At 57.0% G+C, this 21,745-nt stretch carries 21 protein-coding genes; 19 read left to right on the top strand and 2 right to left on the bottom strand.

Annotated elements, in window-relative coordinates:
• The first annotated feature begins 62 nt into the window (after positions 1-62).
• The 3 genes from AC2TEL_RS18870 (at position 63) to AC2TEL_RS18860 (ending at position 3,937) form a co-directional block, all read left to right on the top strand.
• Positions 63-1,337: an ABC transporter permease gene (locus tag AC2TEL_RS18870; protein ID WP_480844223.1), complete on the top strand. Its 1,275-nt coding sequence runs from the start codon at positions 63-65 to the stop codon at positions 1,335-1,337.
• A gap of 5 nt (positions 1,338-1,342) precedes the next feature.
• Positions 1,343-2,554 carry an ABC transporter permease gene (locus AC2TEL_RS18865; protein WP_480862766.1) on the top strand — a complete coding sequence of 404 codons (1,212 nt, stop codon included), beginning with the start codon at positions 1,343-1,345 and terminating at the stop codon, positions 2,552-2,554.
• Positions 2,555-2,716: 162 nt separating this feature from the next.
• Positions 2,717-3,937 carry an aminopeptidase P family protein gene (locus AC2TEL_RS18860; RefSeq protein ID WP_480906126.1) on the top strand — a complete coding sequence of 407 codons (1,221 nt, stop codon included), beginning with the start codon at positions 2,717-2,719 and terminating at the stop codon, positions 3,935-3,937.
• Positions 3,938-4,048: 111 nt separating this feature from the next.
• On the opposite strand, the gene AC2TEL_RS18855 is transcribed toward AC2TEL_RS18860, so the two are convergent.
• Both AC2TEL_RS18855 and AC2TEL_RS18850 read right to left on the bottom strand, forming a co-directional pair.
• Positions 4,049-4,933: an amidohydrolase family protein gene (locus tag AC2TEL_RS18855; protein ID WP_480906123.1), complete on the bottom strand. Its 885-nt coding sequence runs from the start codon at positions 4,931-4,933 to the stop codon at positions 4,049-4,051.
• On the bottom strand, positions 4,930-5,931 hold the full coding sequence (locus AC2TEL_RS18850; protein ID WP_480906120.1) for a nuclear transport factor 2 family protein: 1,002 nt from the start codon (positions 5,929-5,931) through the stop codon (positions 4,930-4,932). Before AC2TEL_RS18850 ends, AC2TEL_RS18855 begins: the two co-directional genes overlap by 4 nt.
• A gap of 158 nt (positions 5,932-6,089) precedes the next feature.
• Between AC2TEL_RS18850 and AC2TEL_RS18845 the strand changes: the two genes are divergently transcribed.
• From AC2TEL_RS18845 to AC2TEL_RS18770, 16 genes are all read left to right on the top strand, one after another.
• Positions 6,090-7,136, top strand: a complete 1,047-nt coding sequence (locus AC2TEL_RS18845) for an ABC transporter ATP-binding protein (protein WP_480844218.1) — start codon at positions 6,090-6,092, stop codon at positions 7,134-7,136.
• Positions 7,137-7,234: 98 nt separating this feature from the next.
• Positions 7,235-8,488 (top strand): ABC transporter substrate-binding protein, encoded by a 1,254-nt coding sequence (locus tag AC2TEL_RS18840; RefSeq protein WP_480906117.1) that lies wholly within the window; start codon positions 7,235-7,237, stop codon positions 8,486-8,488.
• A 67-nt stretch (positions 8,489-8,555) separates the two neighbouring features.
• A complete protein-coding gene (locus AC2TEL_RS18835) occupies positions 8,556-9,587 on the top strand; it encodes a carbohydrate ABC transporter permease (protein WP_480844216.1) in 1,032 nt (343 codons plus the stop codon).
• 9 nt (positions 9,588-9,596) lie between these two features.
• A complete protein-coding gene (locus AC2TEL_RS18830; protein WP_480844215.1) occupies positions 9,597-10,478 on the top strand; it encodes a carbohydrate ABC transporter permease in 882 nt (293 codons plus the stop codon).
• A gap of 2 nt (positions 10,479-10,480) precedes the next feature.
• Complete coding sequence (locus AC2TEL_RS18825) at positions 10,481-11,503, top strand: ester cyclase (protein ID WP_480906115.1); 1,023 nt, start codon at positions 10,481-10,483, stop codon at positions 11,501-11,503.
• 131 nt (positions 11,504-11,634) lie between these two features.
• Positions 11,635-12,165 carry an ester cyclase gene (locus AC2TEL_RS18820; RefSeq protein ID WP_480844213.1) on the top strand — a complete coding sequence of 177 codons (531 nt, stop codon included), beginning with the start codon at positions 11,635-11,637 and terminating at the stop codon, positions 12,163-12,165.
• An 11-nt stretch (positions 12,166-12,176) separates the two neighbouring features.
• A complete protein-coding gene (gene hisD, locus AC2TEL_RS18815) occupies positions 12,177-13,508 on the top strand; it encodes a histidinol dehydrogenase (protein WP_480906113.1) in 1,332 nt (443 codons plus the stop codon).
• The gene (locus AC2TEL_RS18810; RefSeq protein ID WP_480906111.1) at positions 13,505-14,557 is read left to right on the top strand and encodes an ester cyclase; all 1,053 of its coding nucleotides are present in this window, start codon (positions 13,505-13,507) and stop codon (positions 14,555-14,557) included. Before hisD ends, AC2TEL_RS18810 begins: the two co-directional genes overlap by 4 nt.
• Before the next feature lies 1 nt (position 14,558).
• Positions 14,559-15,326 (top strand): SDR family NAD(P)-dependent oxidoreductase, encoded by a 768-nt coding sequence (locus AC2TEL_RS18805; protein ID WP_480906108.1) that lies wholly within the window; start codon positions 14,559-14,561, stop codon positions 15,324-15,326.
• Positions 15,326-16,345, top strand: a complete 1,020-nt coding sequence (locus AC2TEL_RS18800) for a LacI family DNA-binding transcriptional regulator (protein ID WP_480844209.1) — start codon at positions 15,326-15,328, stop codon at positions 16,343-16,345. The genes AC2TEL_RS18805 and AC2TEL_RS18800 overlap by 1 nt, the downstream gene beginning before the upstream one ends.
• Positions 16,342-17,316, top strand: coding sequence for a nuclear transport factor 2 family protein (locus tag AC2TEL_RS18795; protein ID WP_480862769.1), 975 nt, complete (start codon positions 16,342-16,344; stop codon positions 17,314-17,316). Before AC2TEL_RS18800 ends, AC2TEL_RS18795 begins: the two co-directional genes overlap by 4 nt.
• Positions 17,317-17,467: 151 nt before the next feature.
• Complete coding sequence (locus tag AC2TEL_RS18790) at positions 17,468-18,427, top strand: cupin domain-containing protein (protein WP_480844207.1); 960 nt, start codon at positions 17,468-17,470, stop codon at positions 18,425-18,427.
• Positions 18,424-19,026, top strand: a complete 603-nt coding sequence (locus tag AC2TEL_RS18785) for a class I SAM-dependent methyltransferase (protein ID WP_480844206.1) — start codon at positions 18,424-18,426, stop codon at positions 19,024-19,026. The genes AC2TEL_RS18790 and AC2TEL_RS18785 overlap by 4 nt, the downstream gene beginning before the upstream one ends.
• A gap of 10 nt (positions 19,027-19,036) precedes the next feature.
• On the top strand, positions 19,037-20,161 hold the full coding sequence (locus tag AC2TEL_RS18780; RefSeq protein ID WP_480906105.1) for a cobalamin-independent methionine synthase II family protein: 1,125 nt from the start codon (positions 19,037-19,039) through the stop codon (positions 20,159-20,161).
• The gene (locus AC2TEL_RS18775; RefSeq protein WP_480906103.1) at positions 20,158-20,853 is read left to right on the top strand and encodes an alpha/beta fold hydrolase; all 696 of its coding nucleotides are present in this window, start codon (positions 20,158-20,160) and stop codon (positions 20,851-20,853) included. The genes AC2TEL_RS18780 and AC2TEL_RS18775 overlap by 4 nt, the downstream gene beginning before the upstream one ends.
• Positions 20,850-21,545 carry an RraA family protein gene (locus tag AC2TEL_RS18770; protein ID WP_480906101.1) on the top strand — a complete coding sequence of 232 codons (696 nt, stop codon included), beginning with the start codon at positions 20,850-20,852 and terminating at the stop codon, positions 21,543-21,545. Before AC2TEL_RS18775 ends, AC2TEL_RS18770 begins: the two co-directional genes overlap by 4 nt.
• The last annotated feature ends 200 nt before the right edge of the window (positions 21,546-21,745 follow it).

The following is a 21,745-nucleotide window of genomic DNA, read 5'->3' as shown; positions in this document are numbered from 1 at the left end:
GATTAACGACCATGTCAGGGGCGGTGCGCTGCCCCTGATCCAAGACAAGCCAAGGAACAACAATGACTGACGCAAGCCAAAACGTGGGACCGATGCTGGCAGCGGACGGAACACCGCTCAAGCAATCTCTGGCTCGTTCGCTACGACGGCAAAAACTACGCGCGTTGTTGTTGGTGGCCCCGCTTCTTCTGTTTGTTCTGTTCTCGTTTATTATTCCGATCGCATCGATGCTGTTCCGATCTGTTGAGAACAGCATTGTCGCGGACACGCTGCCGCAGACAGTTGCGGCGCTGAGCGAATGGGACGAACAAACTGGCGAACTGCCGGGCGAGGATGTGTATGACGCATTCGTCCGCGACATGATTGTTGCGATTGACAACAAAGAGCACACAAGGCTCGGCTCGCGTTTGAACTACGAAGAAACTGGCATGTCTTCGATGTTCCGCAGGTCCGGGCGACAGATCAATAAACTGGATCCCGAAACAGATGGTCCATTCAAGGAGCAGCTGATCGAAATCCATGACGGCTGGGGCGATCCGCAAACCTGGCGTGTCATCAAAACGCATTCGCCGCAGATCACCAACGGCTATTTCCTGAACGCGGTGGACATGCGCCGCACGCCAGAAGGGGCGCAGGCTCAGCCAGAGGACAAACAGATCCTCGTCAAGTTGTTCGGTCGTACGCTGTTCATGTCGCTTGTGATTACGGGCGCCTGTATTTTGCTTGCCTATCCGGTCAGTTACCTGTTGGCGACACTGCCGATGCGGGTCTCCAACCTGCTGATGATTCTCGTACTTTTACCCTTCTGGACGTCTTTGCTGGTGCGAACGTCCGCTTGGAAGGTCATGCTGCAACAGCAAGGGGTGATTAACGATACGCTGGTCTGGCTTGGGCTGGTAGCGGATGATGCCCGACTGATCATCATCAACAATCAAATCGGCACGATCGTAGCCATGACGCACATTTTGCTGCCTTTTATGATCCTGCCGATGTATTCGGTAATGCAGACGATCCCGCCGTCATATACCCGCGCAGCAAAGTCGATGGGCGCGACCAACTGGACCACCTTCTGGCGCATCTATTTCCCGCAATCCATACCTGGTATCGGCGCGGGCTCGATCCTCGTCTTCATTCTGGCGATTGGTTACTACATCACGCCCGAGATCGTGGGCGGCACCAAGGGTGTCTTCATCTCGAACCGGATTGCCTATCACATCTCGTCCTCGCTGAACTGGGGGCTTGCCGCGGCCTTGGGCACGATCCTTCTGGGTGTCGTGCTGCTGCTCTACTGGGTCTACGACAAGATCGTAGGCATCGATAACGTGAAGCTGGGATAATCAAGATGGCCGCACTGACACCGATATCCCGCAAGCCCATGTCCATGGTTCTGCCCAGTGTCGCATTGGCAGGTGCCTTTGCCGGCATTTTCGTCGGCGCCGGAAATGGCTCAGTCATCCTTGGAATTCTGGGCGGAGCCGTCCTGATTGCCGGGCTGGCTTGGGTCTATATCAACATCGTGAAAAATGAAAAGCTGGCCCGCTGGATCAACATCCTCGGCTTTGGCATCGTCGGATTTCTGGTTTCCGGTCTGATGGGTGGCGTTCTGGGCTTATTGGGCGGCTGGTTCTTCATCTGGTTCATCTACTGGCTGTACGAAGGTCGGTATCGGCGCAAGCTGCTGCCTTATCTGACGGCTCAGCAGGTGTTTTACCACTATCTGTTCCGCGTGATCTGCGGCGCGATCTTTGTTTTCCTGATCACGCCGATCCTTGTGGTGTTGCCACTTTCCTTCAATGCGCAGGACTTCTTTACATTCACCCCCGAGATGTTGCGACTGGACCCCGAAGGATACTCGCTAAAGCACTACCGCGATTTCTTTACCAACAATGAATGGCAGCGAAGCTTCAAGAACTCGCTGATCATCGCGCCGATTGCGACGGTAATTTCAGTCACCCTTGGAACACTGGCCGCCATCGGGCTCAGCCAGTCCCACGTTCCGGGACGCCGTGCGATCATGGGTATCCTGATCTCCCCGATGATCGTTCCGCTGATTATCTCGGCGACAGGCATGTTCTTTTTCTACAGTGATATCGGAAGGTTCCTTGAGGGCACGCTGGGCATGAACAAGAACTTCGTGGGCTATCTGAAGGTGGTCCTGGCCCATGCGGTTCTGGGTATTCCTTTCGTCATCATCACCGTTACGGCAACTTTGGTTGGCTTTGATCGGTCCCTGACGCGCGCCGCTGCAAACATGGGGGCAGGCCCGGTTCGCACGTTCTTCAAGATCCAGATGCCGTTGATCTTGCCGGGCGTGATCTCGGGTGGCCTGTTTGCCTTCATCACCTCCTTTGATGAAGTTGTGGTGGTCCTGTTTGTGGGCTCCGCCAGCCAAAAGACGTTGCCGTGGCAGATGTTCACCGGCCTGCGCGAACAGATCAGCCCGACCATTCTGGCGGTGGCCACGATCCTTGTGGTTCTGTCTATTGCCTTGCTAACCACGGTGGAATTGCTGCGGCGTCGTTCGGAACGGTTGCGGGGTCTGTCGCCCGCTTGACGCAGCGTTTCGTCTCATCTAACGATTTATCCGTTCATCCCCGCCGCGATGGCGTCGCGGCACCTTAGGGGATGATCGGCTCTCGGACCCCGAGACCGCCTGTCCTGAACGCCGGGACATGTGGCCGGGCTTTGCACACCCGGCAAAGATGAGAGACCAAAAATGACAGATACGTCAAACCGCCCCGAATTCTTTACCTGCCACAATGGCGAAAAAGCACCGCTGCCGTTCAGCAAGGCTGAGTATGATCGCCGCCTGGCGGCCCTGCGCGCGATAATGGCCAAACGAGACATCCCCGTTGTCCTGCTGACGTCGATGCAGAATATCGCCTATTACTCGGGCTTTCTGTATTGCGCCTTCGGCCGTCCTTATGGCTGCGTCGTGACCCAGGATAGCTGCACCACGGTTTCCGCCAACATCGACGCTGGGCAACCCTGGCGCCGGTCGGTTGAAGATAACGTGATCTACACTGACTGGAAGCGCGACAACTACTGGCGTGCCGTTGCCAACCTGATCGGGAATGCGAAACGGATTGGCATCGAAAGCGATCATATGACGCTGGCGGCTCGCGATACTGCGCTGAACATGCTGGGCAGTCCCGAACTGGTCGACATCGCACCTGACACAATGGCTGCTCGCATGGTCAAATCAGCGGAAGAGATCGATCTGATCAAAGGCGGCGCCCGCACGGCGGACGTTGGTGGCGCGGCCATTCACGCGGCAATCCGCGAAGGCGCAACCGAGATCGAGATTGCAATGGCGGGTCGCGACGCGATGGAAGAGGAAATCGCACGCGCCTATCCTGAAGCCGAATATCGCGACACGTGGGTCTGGTTTCAATCGGGTCTGAACACCGACGGCGCACATAACCCTGTCACCAAACGCCCGTTGCAAAAAGGCGATATCCTGTCGCTGAACACCTTCCCCATGATCTCGGGCTATTACACCGCGCTGGAGCGCACCCTGTTCCTTGGGGAACCGGACGCCGACAGCCTGCGCCTGTGGAAAGCCAACGTGGCCGCGCACGAGCTGGGCCTGAGCCTGATCAAGCCCGGAGCGACCTGTTCGGGCATAACCGCCGAGATAAACCGCTTCTTCTCGGACGAAGGGTTGCTGCAATACCGTTCCTTCGGCTACGGCCATTCCTTTGGCGTTCTCAGCCACTACTACGGTCGCGAGGCCGGGCTGGAATTGCGCGAGGACATCGACACAGTTTTGGAACCCGGCATGGTCGTGTCGATTGAGCCGATGCTGTGGATTCCCGAGGGTCAGCCCGGCGCGGGTGGCTATCGCGAACACGATATTCTTGTGGTCGGCGAAGACGGCGCCGAGAATATCACAGGTTTCCCGTACGGTCCTGGTCACAACATCATCGGGGCCTGACGTGAAGGGGTGGGGCGCACGCTCCACCCATTTTCATATGCGCCCGGCAATCGATGGCTCGGCAGCAAGAAACGTCTAAGTTCAAACAACAGAATATCGAAACGGATCACGTCAGTGAGGTTGGTCAGCAATCCGGTAGAATCGCTTTGCCGTGTTGCAGAACACATCTGACTGATGCTCGTCGGACACCAGCTGCTGGTATCGGGAAACGAGCTCATCATAAGTGGAAGACAGGCTGTCGACCGGAAAGTTGGAGCCAAACATGCAGCGATCGGCTCCGAACTGTGACAAGCAGGTTTCGACGATGGGACCGACACTTTCTGTGCTCCAGTCATGATCAAACATCCCGAGGCCCGAGAGTTTGCAGTGAACTTGTGGCAAGCTGGAGAGCGATTTGAGAGAAGTCTTCCATCTGACCAATCCCGCCTCGGATCGATCATGTGGCGATCCTGAATGGCACAGGGCAATCTGTGTGTGTGGGGCTTTCTCCAACACCGCGGCAGTCCGCTCCATCAGATCAGGCAGAAGTTGCAGGTCGAAGGACAAACCGCGTTCACCCAGTTTCTGCAGGCCGGCCAGAAATTCTGGGTTCTCGAGCAACGTGTTTGTGCCGGTTGCCATGTCTTCGCGGGGTGATCGACCAATGATCTGGCGCACACCCCGCACCGATGTCAGTGTCTGTAGCCGATCCAACTGGTCTGTCAGGTCCTCGGCAGTCAGATCGCAGAATGCGACCTGCACCAGAGGCCAGTCAGGGAATTGCTCGGCGACGGATTGCACCCATTGAGCTTCGGCCCAAGGGTCAGCTGAACCGACCTGTATGTGAACAGATGCCGTAAAACCGCTGGCCTCCGCGTCCCTGCGAAACTCAGGCAGTAGATAGTCTCGCTGAATTGGTGTCGGGTCGCCGAAGAAACGCTTGACACCCTTTTCCATCAACCATGGATAGAGTACGGCGTTCAGGTCCCAAAGGTGGTGGTGTGCATCGATCCTCATGTCGCATCAATTCCTGTTGTCCGCGCCAGGATATCAACGCCTTGCTGCTTCCAGAAATGGAGCAGATCGATAAAGATCCAGTTCTCGGCCAGTTTGTCCCCCTCGCGTCGGTAGATGTCGATCACCCGGAACTCACCGGCTTTGTCTGTGGCGGGCATTCCCATGAAACCGCCGGTGGGGCGTGCCGTGAAATTCGGCCACCCGAAAAAGCCCCCATAGTGCCCTTCGGCCATGCGGCAGACATGTCTGGTTTTCGAACGCTCGGTAAACGCGGCGCGGAACGGACCGGCATGCTGCTTTGCATAGCGTTCGATTGTGTAGGTGGCGCCGATACCAGTCGGACCCCACCAAATCATGTCCTCGCACCATGTGCGCCGTAACTCGTCCTCAAGGTTCAAGCCGCTATCCCAGCGGCCAAGATCGGAGATCATTGCATTGATAGCAGACAAGGTCTTGTCAGCTTCTTCGGCTGGTTGCGGGTCAAACATCAGGCCGTCATGGGTCAATGGTCCGGGCTGAACAAGCTGCGCCGCAGTCTGCGGCGGGAAGGGTCGCAAACCAGCCTGCATCATGAGATGCGGAATGTCGAAAAACATCGCAGTCTCGGTGATTTTCCCGTTCTCGACCCGGTTGAACTCGCAATACCGCAGAAAAGCCAACTTGCCGGTCGGGGCGATGCCCAGCCAGGTTTTGTCGAACAGTCCCATGAGATGACCCATGGAAACGACCCAGACTGAGGTGAACCCGTCGATTTCGTTGGTGCCCGCCATGAAAACGTCCATGCGACGTTGCATTCGTGTCAGGCTTTTCATGAGCGGATGCCAGAATTTCTGGGTCACTTCGTCGGTGCCGAACAGTTCATCAAACGGATGAAATCCACGCCAGAGATAGTCCTCTGCACAATACTCCGAGATCGTCTCGGCAATGGCCGATTCTTCAGCTCGACTCAGTGCTTCGTAAAGTTCGAGGACAATTGTCTTTTCGGATTCATAGGGCATATTGTTTTCTTTCAGTGCTTTAACCCAAGCGATGCAGTGCTCGGCGATATATGGACGGGCGATTTTGCATGCGCATGCAAAAAATTCTTGCCAGATGTTGCTGTTGATGTCTATGCTCTTGCAAACGTATGCACGATGCATTCGGCAGGGAGGACAGAATGGCCGAGATTCAACTTCGAAATGTTGGAAAGCGCTGGGGTTCGTTTATCGGGGTGGACAATTTCGACCTGACAATTTCCGACAAAGAGTTCCTGGTGCTTCTCGGCCCTTCCGGCTGCGGCAAAACTACGACGATGCGTATGATCGCGGGTCTGGAAGACGCGAGCGAGGGCGACATTCTGATCGATGGTACGCGCGTAAACGACATGGAGCCCAAGGATCGGGACGTCGCGATGGTGTTCCAGTCCTACGCTTTGTATCCGAACATGAACGTCTACGAAAACATCCGGTTTCCGCTGAAGGTTCGCGGTATCGACCCCTCGTCGCATGACGAAAAAGTGCGTCGTGCGTCGGCCATGGTTGAACTGGATGACTTTCTTCATCGCAAGCCAGCAGAGTTGTCGGGTGGTCAGCGTCAGCGTGTTGCTTTGGCCCGGGCAATTGTGCGCGAGCCGAACGTTTTCCTAATGGATGAGCCTCTGTCCAACCTCGACGCCAAATTACGTGTCTCGACTCGTGCCCAGATCAAGAACCTCAGCCACGAGCTTGCAGTAACCACAATCTATGTGACGCACGACCAGATCGAGGCGATGACACTGGCCGACCGTGTCGTGGTGATGAAACAGGGCGTGGTGCAGCAGGTTGGCAGTCCGACAGACATTTATGACACGCCCGCCAATACGTTTGTGGCCAGTTTCATTGGCAATCCGGCAATGAACCTGATGGATGGAGAAGTACGCGGCGGGACGTTTGCGGCCAAAAATGTTGAAATTCCCAATGTCAGCGCACCCGACGGCCCGCTGACTTTAGGCTTTCGCGCAGAAGATGCCTCGCTCGCGGCTGACGGCCAGGGGCAGATCAACGCGCCGATCTACACTCAGGAACTGCTCGGCGACGCGACGATGATCTCAGTGCGCGTGGGCGGGGCTTTGGTCTCTGTAAAGGCCGAAAAGAACTATCGCGCTGAAATTGACGACATGGTGTCAATCTCAGTTCCAAACGAGATTTGCCATTTGTTTGACGGTCAGACCGGGCAACGGATCTGACAATAGCCCCACTAAATCACCGGGGATGAGCCTCGGGGTCAAAACCACATGCGTGTAAGGGGCACGCATCCAAAACTCAAAGAAACAGGGAGACTGAGATGTTTCTGAGAAAGTTAGCTACCGTAACGACCTTTGTCGGTCTGATGGGCTCGGCCGCATATGCAGCGAATTGTGGTCCTGAAGGCCAGTCGGTCCGCATTCTGGCCAGTGATTTTCCGGCAATTCACGCCGTCGCAGGCACCGCCGAAGCCAATTGCGCGGCCAACGCGTCTGAATTCTCAACGAACCATACGACCGAGGCGCGCCAGATCATGAACGCGGCCCTGACACCGAACCCGTCTGAATACACTTCGGTCATTCTGGCCAATTCGACGCTGACTCAGCTGATGAATGACGGTCTGGTACGTCCGCTGAACGATCTGGTCGAAAAGTACGGCGAAAACATCTCTCCGAACTTGTTGATCACCATCGATGGCAATGTCATGGCGGTAGCCTTCATGGCCAACTCACAACACCTGTTTTCCCGCACGGATATTCTAGAGCAGGCAGGTTTTGACGGCGTTCCCGCCACCTACGAAGAAGTCCTTGAAGCGGCCGAAAAAATCCGTGCCGCCGGCATTATGGAGCATCCGATAGTGATGAACCTGAGCGCCGGGGACGGCGGCTGGAACCTCGCTGAGGTGTTCAACATGATCTATCTTGGACATGGTGGAGAGTTCTTTGAGCCGGGAACCGCCGAGCCTGCGATCAACAACGAAAAAGGCCTGGCCACACTTGAAACCATGAAGGCGCTTGCCGAATACGCGCATCCTGACCACCTGACACATGCATCAAACGAGACACAAGGTTTGTGGGAGGCCGGTCAGGCGGCGTTGGGCGTCATGTGGGGGTCGCGCGGTGCGCCGATCCTGGATGATGAGGGTTCATCCGAAGAGGTGACCTCGAACACGGTTCTTTCGGCGGCACCGACTGTTGGTGGCGGGTCGATCCCGGCCGCAACTTTGTGGTGGGACGGCATCTCGATCGCATCCAACGTGTCGGATGAAGAAGCAGAAGCCACTTTTGCAGCGTTGGTCAGCGCTCTGACACCGGAAATGGTTGCGGAAAACAACGATGATGCGGTCTGGCTGCTTGAAGGCTACAAACCTGGGCCTGCCGCTGCCGGTGTTTCTGAAACTGCGCGGGGTGGGGCAAAACCTTACCCAATGATCCCGCAGATCGGTCTCATGCATGCCGCACTTGGAAAAGAATTGTCCGATTTCCTGAAGGGCAACGAGAGTGCAGAACAAGCCCTTGCCGATGTCGAGGCGGCCTACAGGACTTCGGCCAAAGAGGCTGGTTTCCTCCAGTAAATCTCCCCGACTTGAGGGGGCTGTCACGGCCCCCTCTCTTTCTCGAATTTAGATCGGGACGCATGCTATGAAACACCGCACCTTCTTCTGGTTTGTTCTGCCGACGCTGTCCGCGATGATACTGTTCATCGCGCTGCCCATCGTGTCGGTGTTTATCCAGTCGCTATTCGTCGAACACGAGCAGGTCCTGATCGTCTCGGAAAGCTGCGGTCCGTTTGGATGTAACCCGACTACGACGGTCGATACGGAAGCGACCGAGAAGCTGCGGGAAGAACAGCCGCTGGGCCGGTTCAACGGTCTGGGCACGTATTTTGACCGGTCGCATTTGGCGCTTGCTGATATCGGTGAGGCCTGGGCAAGCTCGGATAGTCTGGGTGACTTCTGGTCGAAGGTTTACAACCTGCCATTCTACAACGCTCTGACCTTTACACTGGCCTACACATTTCTTGTGACGCCCCTTGTTTTGGTGCTGGGCCTTGCGATCGCGGTGGGCGTCAATAACCTGCCCCGTGCAATGAAGGGTTTGGCGATATTCATTTCCCTCTTGCCTTTCCTCGTGACCCCGCTGGTTGGTTCATTGATCCTGTTCTGGATGGTTGACGGTGACGGTGTTATCGGGGCGACAATTCAGAAACTGTTCAATGATCCTTCGCTGAGCCTGAAAGCGTCTACGCCGCTCATGTGGATTATGCTGATGGTCTATGGTGTCTGGCACACCCTCCCCTTCAGCTTCATCACATTCTACGCGGGTCTTCAGACGGTTCCGGAAGACACGATCGAGGCCGCACAGATCGATGGTGCGAACAAGTGGCAGAGCATGATCCACGTTGTCGTGCCGCACCTGATGCCGCTGGTCTCGTTTGTGACTCTGATGATGATCATGGACAACCTGCGTGTCTTTGAACCTATCGTCAGCTTCAAGGCCGAGGCTCATGCGCGCTCGCTTAGCTGGATTATCTTCAATGACCTGCGCGAAAGCGGCAACCCGCTCTATGCGTCGGCTGGCGCGACCTCGCTGATCACCATCTTCATCGTGGTCATTCTGATGATGCCGGTGCTGGTGCGCACATGGCGCGACTTCACCCGTAAATCTCACTGAGGACACGACATGGCGACCAAAGCACAATCCCGCATGACCCCGCTAAAACTGTTCTCTTACGGTTTTGTGTTGCTCTGGCTGATCATCGCGGCATTCCCGTTCTTCTGGACGTTCTGGGGCAGCTTCAAGGTGCAGGCCGACTTCTTGTCCAAGGCCGACTGGATGAACGCACTGCGCGGCACAAACACCATCGAACAAACCGGTAGCGCCTTTACTGGTGCAGGCTACTACGGCGCGTGGATCGAAGAAGACTTCTGGTTCAACTTCAAGAATACCGGCATCGTTGTGTTCTTTACCGTGGTCATCTCGCTGACCTTCGGAACGTTGGGTGGATACGCGCTGGCCCGGTCCGGATTCCGCTATGCGTTCTGGATTCTGATGGCCGCATTGGTGTTCCGCGCCATGCCGCACATCACGCTGGTCTCAGGCTACCTACTTTGGTTCTTTGAGTGGAATGTCTGGGGCATCCTGCCGACTACCATCATCGTGCTTGTCGCAATCAACCAGCCGTTTACCCTGTGGATGTTGCACTCGTTCTTCAAGAATATCCCAAAAGACATGGACGAGAGCGCAATGGTCGACGGTTGCACTCGCTTTCAGGCTTTCCGGCACGTGATTGTTCCTGTCATGTGGCCCGGTGTGATCACCACAGGTCTCTTCAGTTTCTTGTTGGCCTATAACGACTTTACCGTGGCCGTGATGCTTTTGAGTGAAGAGAATGAGACTATCATTCCGGCCATCAACAGCTTCATGGGTACCACTCAGGTGGAAGGCAAGGTCATGTACGCCGTTGCTGCGGTTGTGTCTGCGACAGCCCCGCTGTTCGTCCTGATCCTGTTCTTCCAGCGCCAGATCGTCAGCGGCCTGACAGCAGGAGCGGTAAAGGGCTGATCATGAGCACGGTTCACGATCAAAACAAGGCGCTTGTTGAACCGCTTCGTGCGGCATTCCGTTCAGGCGACCCTGATCGGATGCGACAGGAAGTTCAGCGGGTTTTTGCCCCGGATGCGAGGATCCGCCTGGGTTATCCCTTTAACCGGGTGGCAGGCCCTGAAGACCTGTGGAACCGGGTTTACAATCCGCTGATCGCAGCCATGCCTGATCTCGAGCGCCGCGATTTTATCGTCATGGCCGGTCCCCGTTGGGGCGGCGGGAAGGCCGGGGATTGGATTGGGCTGGGCGGTAATTTCGTCGGCACATTGTGCGCGCCATGGCTGGGTATTCCTGCGACCGGTCAGCCAATGTTCATGCGGTATCACGAGTACCTTCGCATTGAGGACGGCCAAATTGTCGAGATGGAAGGGTTGTGGGACATTCCGCAGGTGATGCTACAGGCCGGGGTCTGGCCCATGGCACCACAGTTGGGTGTGGAATGGATGTGCCCCGGTCCTGCAGACGGTCAAGGCATAGTAACGGCACCAAATGATCCAGAAATGACCGATGCTTCGGTCCGGTTGGTATGGGACATGCTGCACGATCTGAAGCAGGGCGATGCCAGTTTTCCGGGACGCGGGCTTGGCGGGTTCTGGAATGATTATGCCTATTGGTATGGCCCCACTGGATTGGGCACAGCGCGCGGTCATACGGGTATCCGCGACAATATTTTCAGCGGGTTCCGTACAGGGTTGTCGGACAATATGCGCCACCTTGAGAAGGGCGTGTTCTTCGGAGACCGGAACCTGGTGGCCTTCACGGGCTGGCCATCCGGCACAGCCACGCATTCCGGGGATGGGTTTCTTGGGCTTGCCCCGACAGGGCGGCGTATTACGCGGTGCAGCCTGGATTTCTGGCGCGTGGAAAACGGGCTCGTGCAGGAATGCTGGGTCATGGTCGATATAATCGACCTTTATCGCCAACTGGGCGTGGACGTGTTTGCCCGCGCCGCGGCCATGAGCAATTTGAAGGAAGTGGCATGAGTTCCGCCGCAAGACATAGCTTTATTGCGCGTCACCCGGCGCTCAACCGGATGCCAAGAGATTATCTGACGGACGACTAACACGGTCTGCCGCTTCGAAATCTCTCAGGCATCAATAAAAGGACAAGACACATGAAGGGCTCCCGCCCCGAACAGGCCGTGCTGACCAAGGACACGGACATGAGCAAAACCGAAAACACGAGGGCCGTAATCGAAGGGATGGTTGACGGGCTCAACGATCACCGCATTGACGATATTGGAGAGTTCTTCTCGCAGGGATTCCGCTGGATGGGCAACCAGGGTTGCGGAACCAAGACCGGCCTGAAGGAGTTTCAGGAAAATTGGCAGCGCCCGTTCCAGGCGGCGTTTTCGGATAAGACGTGTATCGATGAAGCGCGCCTCTACATGGGCGAATGGGCAGCCGCTTTTGGTCGGCAAGAAGCCACCCATTCCGGCGAGTTTCTTGGCATCGCACCGACCGGCAAACGGGTGGAAATCCGATACATGGACTTTTGGAAAGTCGTTGACGGCAAGATCGTCGACAACTGGGTGAATGTCGATTTCGCCCACGTCGCCGCGCAGCTGGGCGTGGACGTGTTCAACGGTGAAGGCTGGGAAGCATTTGACCGGGGTGAGAAAACACCGCCCCGGCCCGACAACTGAGGATTAGGACAATGGCAATCGAATATCTCAAACGCGGCAAGCCCGAGGCCGACAGGGCCGAGGACGATGCCAAGACGCGCGCCGTCGTCGAGGCAACACTGAAAGATATTGAGACACGTGGTGACGCTGCGGTGCGCGAACTGTCGGAGAAATTCGACAATTACTCGCCTGAGAGCTTCCGCCTCAGCCAGCAGCAAATCGACGACCTGATTGCATCACTGACGGATCGTGAACTGGCGGATATTAAGTTTGCGCAGGAGCAGGTCATGAACTTTGCTCAAGCTCAGCGTGACTCGATGCTGGACATCGAGGTTGAGACGCTGCCTGGTGTGATCCTTGGCCACAAGAATATCCCGGTGCAGTCGGTGGGCTGTTACGTTCCGGGTGGTAAATTCCCGATGGTTGCTTCGGCTCATATGTCGGTGGCGACGGCCAAGGTTGCAGGGGTTCCTCGTATCATCGCCTGCACTCCGCCATTCCAGGGCAAACCAAACGCGGCGGTGATCGCGGCCATGCATCTGGGCGGCGCGCATGAGATATATGTTATGGGCGGCATTCAGGCCGTCGGCGCGATGGCGATCGGTACAGAAACGATCGAGCCGGTTCACATGCTGGTCGGGCCCGGAAATGCCTTTGTGGCCGAAGCCAAGCGCCAGTTGTTTGGTCGTGTCGGCATCGACCTCTTTGCCGGACCAACCGAGACGATGGTGATTGCCGATGAAACGGCCGCTGATGCTGAGTTGTGTGCAACAGATCTGCTTGGACAAGCTGAGCACGGCTACAACAGCCCCTGTGTTCTTGTCACCAACTCACGCAAGCTGGCCGAAAATACCCTGAGCGAGATCGACCGCATTCTGGGCGTTCTTCCAACCGCCGGTACGGCCAAGGTTAGCTGGGAAGAATACGGCGAGATCATCGTCTGCGATTCCTACGACGAGATGCTGAAAGTTGCTGATGACATTGCGTCGGAACATGTGCAGGTCATGACCGACCGCGACGATTGGTTCCTTGAGAACATGTCCTGTTATGGCGCGCTGTTTCTCGGGCCACGCACCAATGTGGCCAATGGTGACAAGGTTATTGGTACAAACCATACCCTGCCGACCAAAAAGGCCGGGCGTTACACAGGTGGACTCTGGGTCGGCAAGTTCCTGAAAACTCACAGCTATCAGAAAGTTCTTACGGATGAGGCAGCGACCATGATCGGCGAATACGGTTCGCGCCTGTGTATGCTCGAAGGATTTGTCGGCCATGCCGAGCAGTGCAACATCCGTGTCCGGCGTTATGGCGGCATCAACATTCCCTATGGCGAAGGCGCCCCGTATCGAGAGGCGGCGGAATGAAGGACATCCATTCCACGAACAAGGCATTGATCGCCCCGCTCAGGGCCGCGATGTATGACTTCGACGAAGTGCGCGTTCGCGCGGCTTTGAACGGAGTGATTGCGTCGGACGCCGTCGTGCATATGCCGCATCCGTTTGGAGATCTGACCGGCCCGCAGGAACTTTACGACGCATGCTACGCGCCTTTGCTTAAGGCTTTGCCCGACCTTGAACGCCGGGACTGGATCGTTATGGGCGGCAGGACTGAGCATGGCGGCGACTGGATTGGTTGCGGTGGGCATTACATCGGCACGTTTGTCGCGCCCTGGCTGGACATACCACCGACTGGGCATCTGACTCATATGCGGTTCCACGAATTCTACCGCATCGAGGACGGCAAGGTCGTAGAAATTCAGACGCTTTGGGACATTCCCGAGGTGATGATGCAGGCAAATGCCTGGCCGATGGCGCCATCACTAGGGTTGGAATTCTGTATCCCAGGCCCCGCGACACTTGACGGTATTGTGCCCGGGCCATGGGACGAAACCAAATCGCAGGCGTCGTGCGATCACATCGTCGACATGTTGGAACATCTCAAGAAACACCCGAGCCGGGGCGGCCCGGAAGTGATGGAAATGGAGAAATTCTGGCACCCGCGCATGAACTGGTACGGCCCTGCGGGGATAGGTACTGGGCGTGGCATCGCGGGGTTCCGCAACTGGCACCAGATTCCGTTCCTGAACGGCATGCCGGACCGCGGAAAATACGTCGATGACATCACCTACCACTTCTTTGGCGATGCCGAATACATAGCAGTGACCGGTTGGCCCAACATGATCCAGACCGTAACCAACGACGGATGGATGGGTATTGCGCCTTCTGGCCAGCGTATTACTATGAAATCACTGGATTTTTGGCGGCTGGAAAACGGTCTGATCCGAGAGAACTGGGTGATGGTGGACTTGCTGGACGCGTACCGGCAACTGGGCGTAGATGTCTTTGCTCGTCTGCGCGAGTTCAACAAGGCGCGCGTGATGGGCGACATCCCATTCCCGGTCGGCGAGGTCTGATATGCCCGAATTTCCCAGCACCCCCAGTTTCAGTTTGAAAGGCAAACGCGCTTTGGTTGCCGGAGCCTCTTCAGGCATCGGCACGGCCTGCGCTGTGGCGCTTGCGGAACAGGGTGCTGAGGTGACATTGGCGGCGCGTCGGGCAGGCGCGCTGCACGAGATTTCGGCGCAAATGGTGTCCAAGGGATGGGCCGCAAATGTGCTTGAGATGGACATCTCCGACGTTGCGGCAACCGCGACGGCCGTGGCGCAAAACGGGCCATTCGACATTCTGTTGAACTCTGCCGGGCTCGCGCGTCACAGCAAGGCGGTCGATACGGTACCTGGCGACTTCGACGCTGTCATGGACGTCAATGTCCGGGGTGCCTATTTCCTGACGCAAGCCGTTGCCAAAGGTTTGCTCGAGGCCAATCAGCCCGGTTCTCTGATCAATGTCTCCAGCCAAATGGGCCATGTCGGTGGACGTGAACGCGCGGTGTATTGTGCATCGAAGTTCGCGGTCGAAGGGTTTACCAAGGCGATGGCGCTGGAATTCGGACCCTCCGGAATCCGGGTCAACACGATTTGCCCGACATTCATCCTGACTGATCTTACACGAGCGACTTTCGATGACCCGGACAAACGCGCTTGGATTCTGGACAAGATCAAACTGGGTCGTCCGGGCGAGATTGAAGATATCATGGGAGCAGTCGTTTATCTGGCCTCGGATGCCTCGGCACTGGTAACAGGTACGGCAATGATGATCGACGGGGGTTGGACAGCAGACTGATGGCGGCGCATAAGATTACATCTTTGGACGTTGCCCGATTGGCAGGGGTCAGCCAGTCCGCAGTGAGCCGTGTCTTTACGCCTGGGGCTTCGGCATCTAAGAAAACCATCGAAAAGGTACGCCGAGCAGCCGAGGAGCTGGGTTATCGGCCGAATGTGCTGGCCCGCGCAGTTGTGTCGGGCAAAAGCCGGATCATTGGCCTTGTGGTCGCCTACCTGAACAATCAGTTCTATCCCGAAGCTTTGGAAAAGCTGACAAACGCTCTGCAGGAACGTGGGTATCACGTGTTGATTTTCATGGCGTCTCAATCGGCTGGAAACATCGACAAGGTTGTCGAAGAAATCCTCGATTTTCAGGTGGATGGTATCATCGCAGCATCTGTAGCCTTGTCATCGGATTTGTCGGCCCGGTGCCGTGCGGCCGGTGTTCCAATGGTTCTGTTCAACCGCGCCCAGGACGATCCGACCATGTCCGCCGTGACATCGGACAATATAGCCGGTGGTCGCAAAGCGGCCGAATTCTTGCTGGCAGGAGGGCACAAGAAAATCGGCTACATCGCCGGGTGGGAGGGTGCATCAACCCAGCGTGATCGCGAGGCTGGCTTTGTGGCGGCATTGGGCGAAGCCGGTGTCGAGCTTCACGCACGCGAGGTCGGAAACTTTGTTACCGAACAGGCACAAGACGCAACAAGACGGATGTTTGCCTCTGACCCGCCGGATGCCGTCTTTGTTGCCAATGATCACATGGCGATTGCGGTCATGGATACGCTCAGGTTCGAGCTGGGCCTGAACATACCCGATGACGTTTCGGTCATTGGCTACGATGATGTCTTGGTCGCCTCGTGGCCGACTTACGATCTGACCACCGTGCGGCAGCCGGCCAACAGGATGGTCGCCGAAACCGTGGATATTCTGCTTAGAAAAATCGAAGGCCCGGACGTTGGTCCGCGCCGTTTGGAGATTGACGGGCCCCTGATCGTTCGCGGTTCGGCCCGCATACCTGAAGGATGGAAAACATGAAGGGATTCGACCCCAAATTCAAAGATTTTCCCGATTACATCATCGGGATCACCAAGGAGATTTGGGAGGATCGTGGCATTGCTACGCTGCATCACTACTATTCGCCGGATATTGTGGTGCGTTCGCCAGCTTCTGTTGTGGTCGGCAATCAAGGTGTCATTGCCGCCACAATGGCGACTTTGGCCGAATTCCCGGATCGCACGCTTTTGGGCGAGGACGTGATCTGGTCGGGAACACCCGAAGAAGGCATGTTGTCCTCGCACCGGCTGTTGTCCACAGCGACACATCTGGGCGACGGCGTCTATGGCAAAGCAACCGGGAAGAAGCTGGTCTATCGCATCCTCGCCGACTGTCATGCCATCAACAACCAGATCAACGATGAGTGGCTGATCCGGGATCAGAGCGCAATCGTGCAACAGATGGGTTGGGACCCCAAGGAATACGCCCGCGACCTGATTGCGCGCGAAGGAGGACCCGAAGCCTGTGTTCAGCCCTTTACGCCCGCAAATGATCAGCCCGGCCCATACAAGGGCAAAGGCAATGACAACGAGTGGGGCCAGAAATATGCGGGCATCCTCTCCCGTATCATGAGCGCCGACATGGGGGTGATCGAGGCCGAATATGATCGTGCCATACAGTCAGAGTATCCGGGCGGGTCAACCGGCCACGGTTGGGGACCCGTCGACCGGTTCTGGATGGGGCTGCGCGCGTCGTTCCCGAATGCCGAGTTCAAGATTCAGCATCAGATCGGTCGCGACGATCCCTTGATGCCGCCGCGTGCTGCGATCCGCTGGACGCTGCACGGCAAACACGACGGTTGGGGCGTCTTCGGTGTTCCGACCGGGGCCGACGTCCTGGTGCTGGGCATCAGTCATGCGGAATTCGGCCCCTGGGGATTGCGCCGCGAGTACACCTTGTTTGACGAAACGTCGATCTGGAAACAGATACTGCTCCAAACCGGCGACCTGTAGCATGCAGCACAGGTTCTCTGATCTGGATGCAGGGCAGGCGACAAGGCGGTTTCACGCACATCGCGCCAGCCTGCGCGCCCGACGGCTGAACAACCGCCCGCCGGGTCTTGGGGTTTGACCTATTCAAACCCCAATCAGAAGGAAAACAGATATGAGTACTATCCAAAGCCGCATTGTCCGTTATGGCGAACTGCGACCTTGCAAAACCGCCTTCATCGATGCCCATACACCGGGCAGCGACCAGAAAGAGAACTTCACGATTATTGGTGGCGGTGTGTCGGAGTCTCCGGACCAGCATGTCCACATCACCGACAAGATCGGTTTCAACATTGGCGCTGCGGGTCAGCCGCCGAAATGCCGCAACTCCCTGCACAGCCACACGACCGCCGAGGTTTTCTTCGTGGCCAAAGGCCGTTGGCGCTTCTTTTGGGGCCGTTACGGTACAGCGGGTGAATTCATTGCCGAGGAAGGTGACATCTTCAATATCCCTACCGGCATCTTCCGCGGCTTCGAAAATGTGGGGCAAGACTACGGCATGATCATGTCGATCCTGGGCGGTGATGATGCAGGCGGCGGTGTCACATGGGCCCCTCAGGTCATCGAAGACGCGCAGGCGCATGGTCTGATGCTGGGGGACAACGGGGTTCTTTATGACAGTAAGAAAGGCCAGGAACTGCCCCACAATGTGCGCCCGATGCCGCTGCTGACGGAAGAGCAGTTGAAAGACTACCCTGAGGTTCCGGTTGAGGATGTCGTTGGCAAATACGTCGCTCGGTATTGGGATCTGATGGCGTTGTCGTCCGGTAAACCCGCGCAGGTGATTGGTGAGAACGCCCTGATCAAGGACAGGCCGGGGTTCGAAGTCGACTTCCTCGGCCGAGGTTCATCCGTAAACGAACCGGTTGCCGCCGAAAAGCCGGTGGTTCTGATGCCTGCCAGCGGTCACTGGCGTATTTCAGTGGACGGGTATGAAACTACCCTGTCCACTGGCGATACGGCTTTGGTTATGCCCGGTGAATCCTATAGCGTTCAACCGTCGATGACCGGACAGGCAGGCCTGTATCGGATCACGGCGACCGAAGACCCGGCCGGAGCAACCTGGACAGGATGAACGCGGACCCCAAAGACACCCATGCCGTATACGAACGGCAAGCCACAGAGTACGACAAGCGTCGCTCAAAAGCTCTGTTCGAAGCGCGCTGGCTGGCGCGCTTCACGGCCAGCCTCAAGCCCGGCGACCACGTTTTGGATCTTGGTTGCGGCGCGGGTGATCCCATTGCGCGTTGGTTCATGGCCGAGGGTTTTGACGTCACCGGCGTCGACTTTTCCGAGGCGATGCTGGCTATTGCCCGGGACCGTTGGCCGGAAGGTGATTGGCGACACGCGGATATGCGGGATTTCGAGCTGACCCAGCAGTTTGATGGCATCATCGCGTGGAACAGTTTTTTCCATCTGACGGCGGACGAGCAGAAGGCCTGCATCGCCCGGATGGCGCGCCATTTGCGATCCGGTGGAATGCTGATGCTGACCGTCGGCCCGCGCGCAGGCGAAGAGAGCGGAACCGTAGGAGCGGAGTTGGTCTACCACGCTTCGCTGTCACCTGCCGGTTATGCGGTGTGTTTGGAGAATAACGGGCTGCGGTTGACCGGGTTTCTGGCCGAAGATCCTGATACCCAAAGCCATACAGTCCTGATGGCTCGAAAAATCTAAGGAGACCCTGATGACCGTCAAAACTACCCATGTTGGGTCTTTGCCCCGAACACAGGATGTTGTCGATTTCATCTTTGCGCGTGAAAACGAAGAAACGTTCGATGCCGCTGCGTTTGATGACTGCATGACCGATGCGGTCTCTGAGACCGTGCGCAAGCAGGTGGAGGCCGGCGTCGATATCGTCAGCGATGGTGAGACGTCCAAGATATCTTATGCCACTTATGTCAAAGATCGCTATACCGGCTTTTCCGGTGACAGCCCGCGTAATGCGCCAGCAGATTTGAAAATGTTCCCCAGTTTTCTGGAGCGGCTGGCCGATGACGGTGGCACACCGCAATATGCGCGTCCGATGTGTACTGGTGAGGTGCGCTCGAAGGGACAGGGTGAACTTGAAAAGGACATTGCCAATCTCAAGGCCGCAATGGCCAGGCATGGGGCTGAGCGCGGTTTCATGAATGCCGCGTCACCCGGTGTGATCTCGCTGTTTCTGCAGAACGATTTCTACCCCACGCGCGAGGCCTACCTGGCCGCGCTGGCCGATGCGATGAAGGAGGAATACGAAACCATCGTGGCCGCCGGTCTGGATCTGCAACTGGATTGCCCCGATCTGGCCTTGTCGCGCCACATGCTGTTCACCGACCTTTCGGACGACGCGTTCGTAAAGATTGCCAACATGCATGTCGAGGTTCTGAACCACGCGCTTCAGAACGTCCCGCAAGATCGCGTGCGGGTGCATATATGCTGGGGCAATTACGAAGGGCCACATTGCTGCGACATTGCGATGGATAAGGTCTTCAATACCCTGATGGCGACCAAGTCGCGCTATGTCTTGTTTGAAACTTCGAACCCGCGCCACGCTCATGAGTGGACGGTGTTCCGGGACCGCAAGGGTGAGATACCAGATGACAAGGTTCTGGTTCCCGGTGTGGTCGACACCACCACCAATTTTGTCGAGCACCCGGAGCTCGTCGCCCAGCGGATCGAGCGTTTCACGGGTATTGTCGGCGCGGACCGGGTGATCGCGGGCAGCGACTGCGGTTTTGGCACTTTTGCGGGCTTTGGTGCGGTCGACCCTCAGATTGCCTATGCCAAACTGGCGGCGTTGTCTGAAGGGGCCCAACTGGCTTCGGCATGAAACCCGTGATCCTGTTGCCGGGCATGATGTGCGATGCCCGCCTCTTTGGCCCGCAGATCGAGGTGTTGTCGGGCAGGGTGCCCGTGATGACCTTTCCGCTATGTCGGCACAAAAGTGTGCAGGACATGGCTGCGGATATCCTGGGCAATGCGCCACCCGTTTTCGCACTGGCGGGTCTGTCAATGGGCGGCATCGTGGCAATGGAAGTGTTGCGGCAAGCCCCGGAGCGCGTTTCGCGGTTGGCACTGCTCGACACCAATCCGCTGGCGGAAAAGCCCGAAATGAAGGCTCGACGCGCGCCGCAGATGGCCGCTGTACGCGAAGGGCGTCTGTGGAATGTCATGCGAGATGAAATGAAGCCCAACTATCTGGCCGACGGTCCCCGTCAAGGGGCAATTCTGGATCTTTGCATGACGATGGCAACCGACCTGGGACCGGATGTTTTCCTGCGCCAATCACAGGCGTTGATGGATCGCCCCGACCAACGCGCGACCCTGTCGGACTATTCCGGCAAAGCCTTGGTCCTGTGCGGAAGGGAAGACGAATTGTGCCCGGTCGAGCGCCACGAATTGATGCATGATTTGCTGCCCAACAGCACGCTTGAAATCATCGAAGGGGCAGGGCACCTGCCCACATTGGAACAACCGACTGCAACCACAGCGGCTCTGATCCGCTGGCTGGAGGACACATGACACCGTCTCTTCTATCCCTACTGCGCAAGGTCGACACGCCCACGGTCTGCAATGCCATCGAAGTGGCACAGGGCAAACGCGGGTTCGACAGGTTCACGCGCGGCACCATGATTTGCTCAGCCCCCAAAGAACCTGCGGTAGTTGGGTACGCCCGCACCGCCAGGATCGCGGCGGTTAATCCTCCGACTGAGCCGCCAGAGATCATCAAGACCCGGCGGATGGACTATTACAAATACATGGCGGAAGCACCCGCTCCGTCGGTCGCGGTGATCGAGGATGTGGATTATCCGGAATGCATTGGCGCCTATTGGGGCGAGATCAACACAACAATACACAAGGGTTTTGGTCTGTCCGGTGCCCTGACAAACGGCGTCATGCGTGACCTTGGCGATGTGCCCGAGGGGTTTCCGGTCATCGCTGGCTCGGTCGGGCCCAGTCACGGCTACGTCCATGTGCGCGAGATCGACACACCTGTTTCGGTATTTGGCCTTGCAGTTCATCCCGGAGAACTGATCCACGCGGACCGTCACGGCGCGCTCGTAGTGCCCGATGACGTGGTCGATCAATTGGAGTCGGCGATCCAGAAATTGTTGACGACAGAACGCATTGTTCTCGATGCCGCAAGCCAGTCAGGCTTTGATTTCGAAGCGTTTCAAGCTGCCTGGGCGGCGTTCGAGAAAGCTCGGGTCTGAATGGGCTCTGCACTTGTTCTGGGCATTCAATAACCAATCCTAGGGGCCTGATACCCACCAATTCAGGTGCGAACGATCCGGCGTTCGGTATCCAAAGCCGCCTATGCATAAGACCTGAGCGCATCTTTATGATGGGATGCTTCGAGGCCGTGGAATGAGATCCGAACCTATCTTCCAAAATCAAAGCAGAAATCGGACGA

This window comes from Ruegeria sp. HKCCD9138, assembly GCF_057220975.1.
The sequence above is the reverse complement of the archived record's forward strand: the minus strand, read 5'-3'. Positions and strand labels throughout refer to the sequence as shown.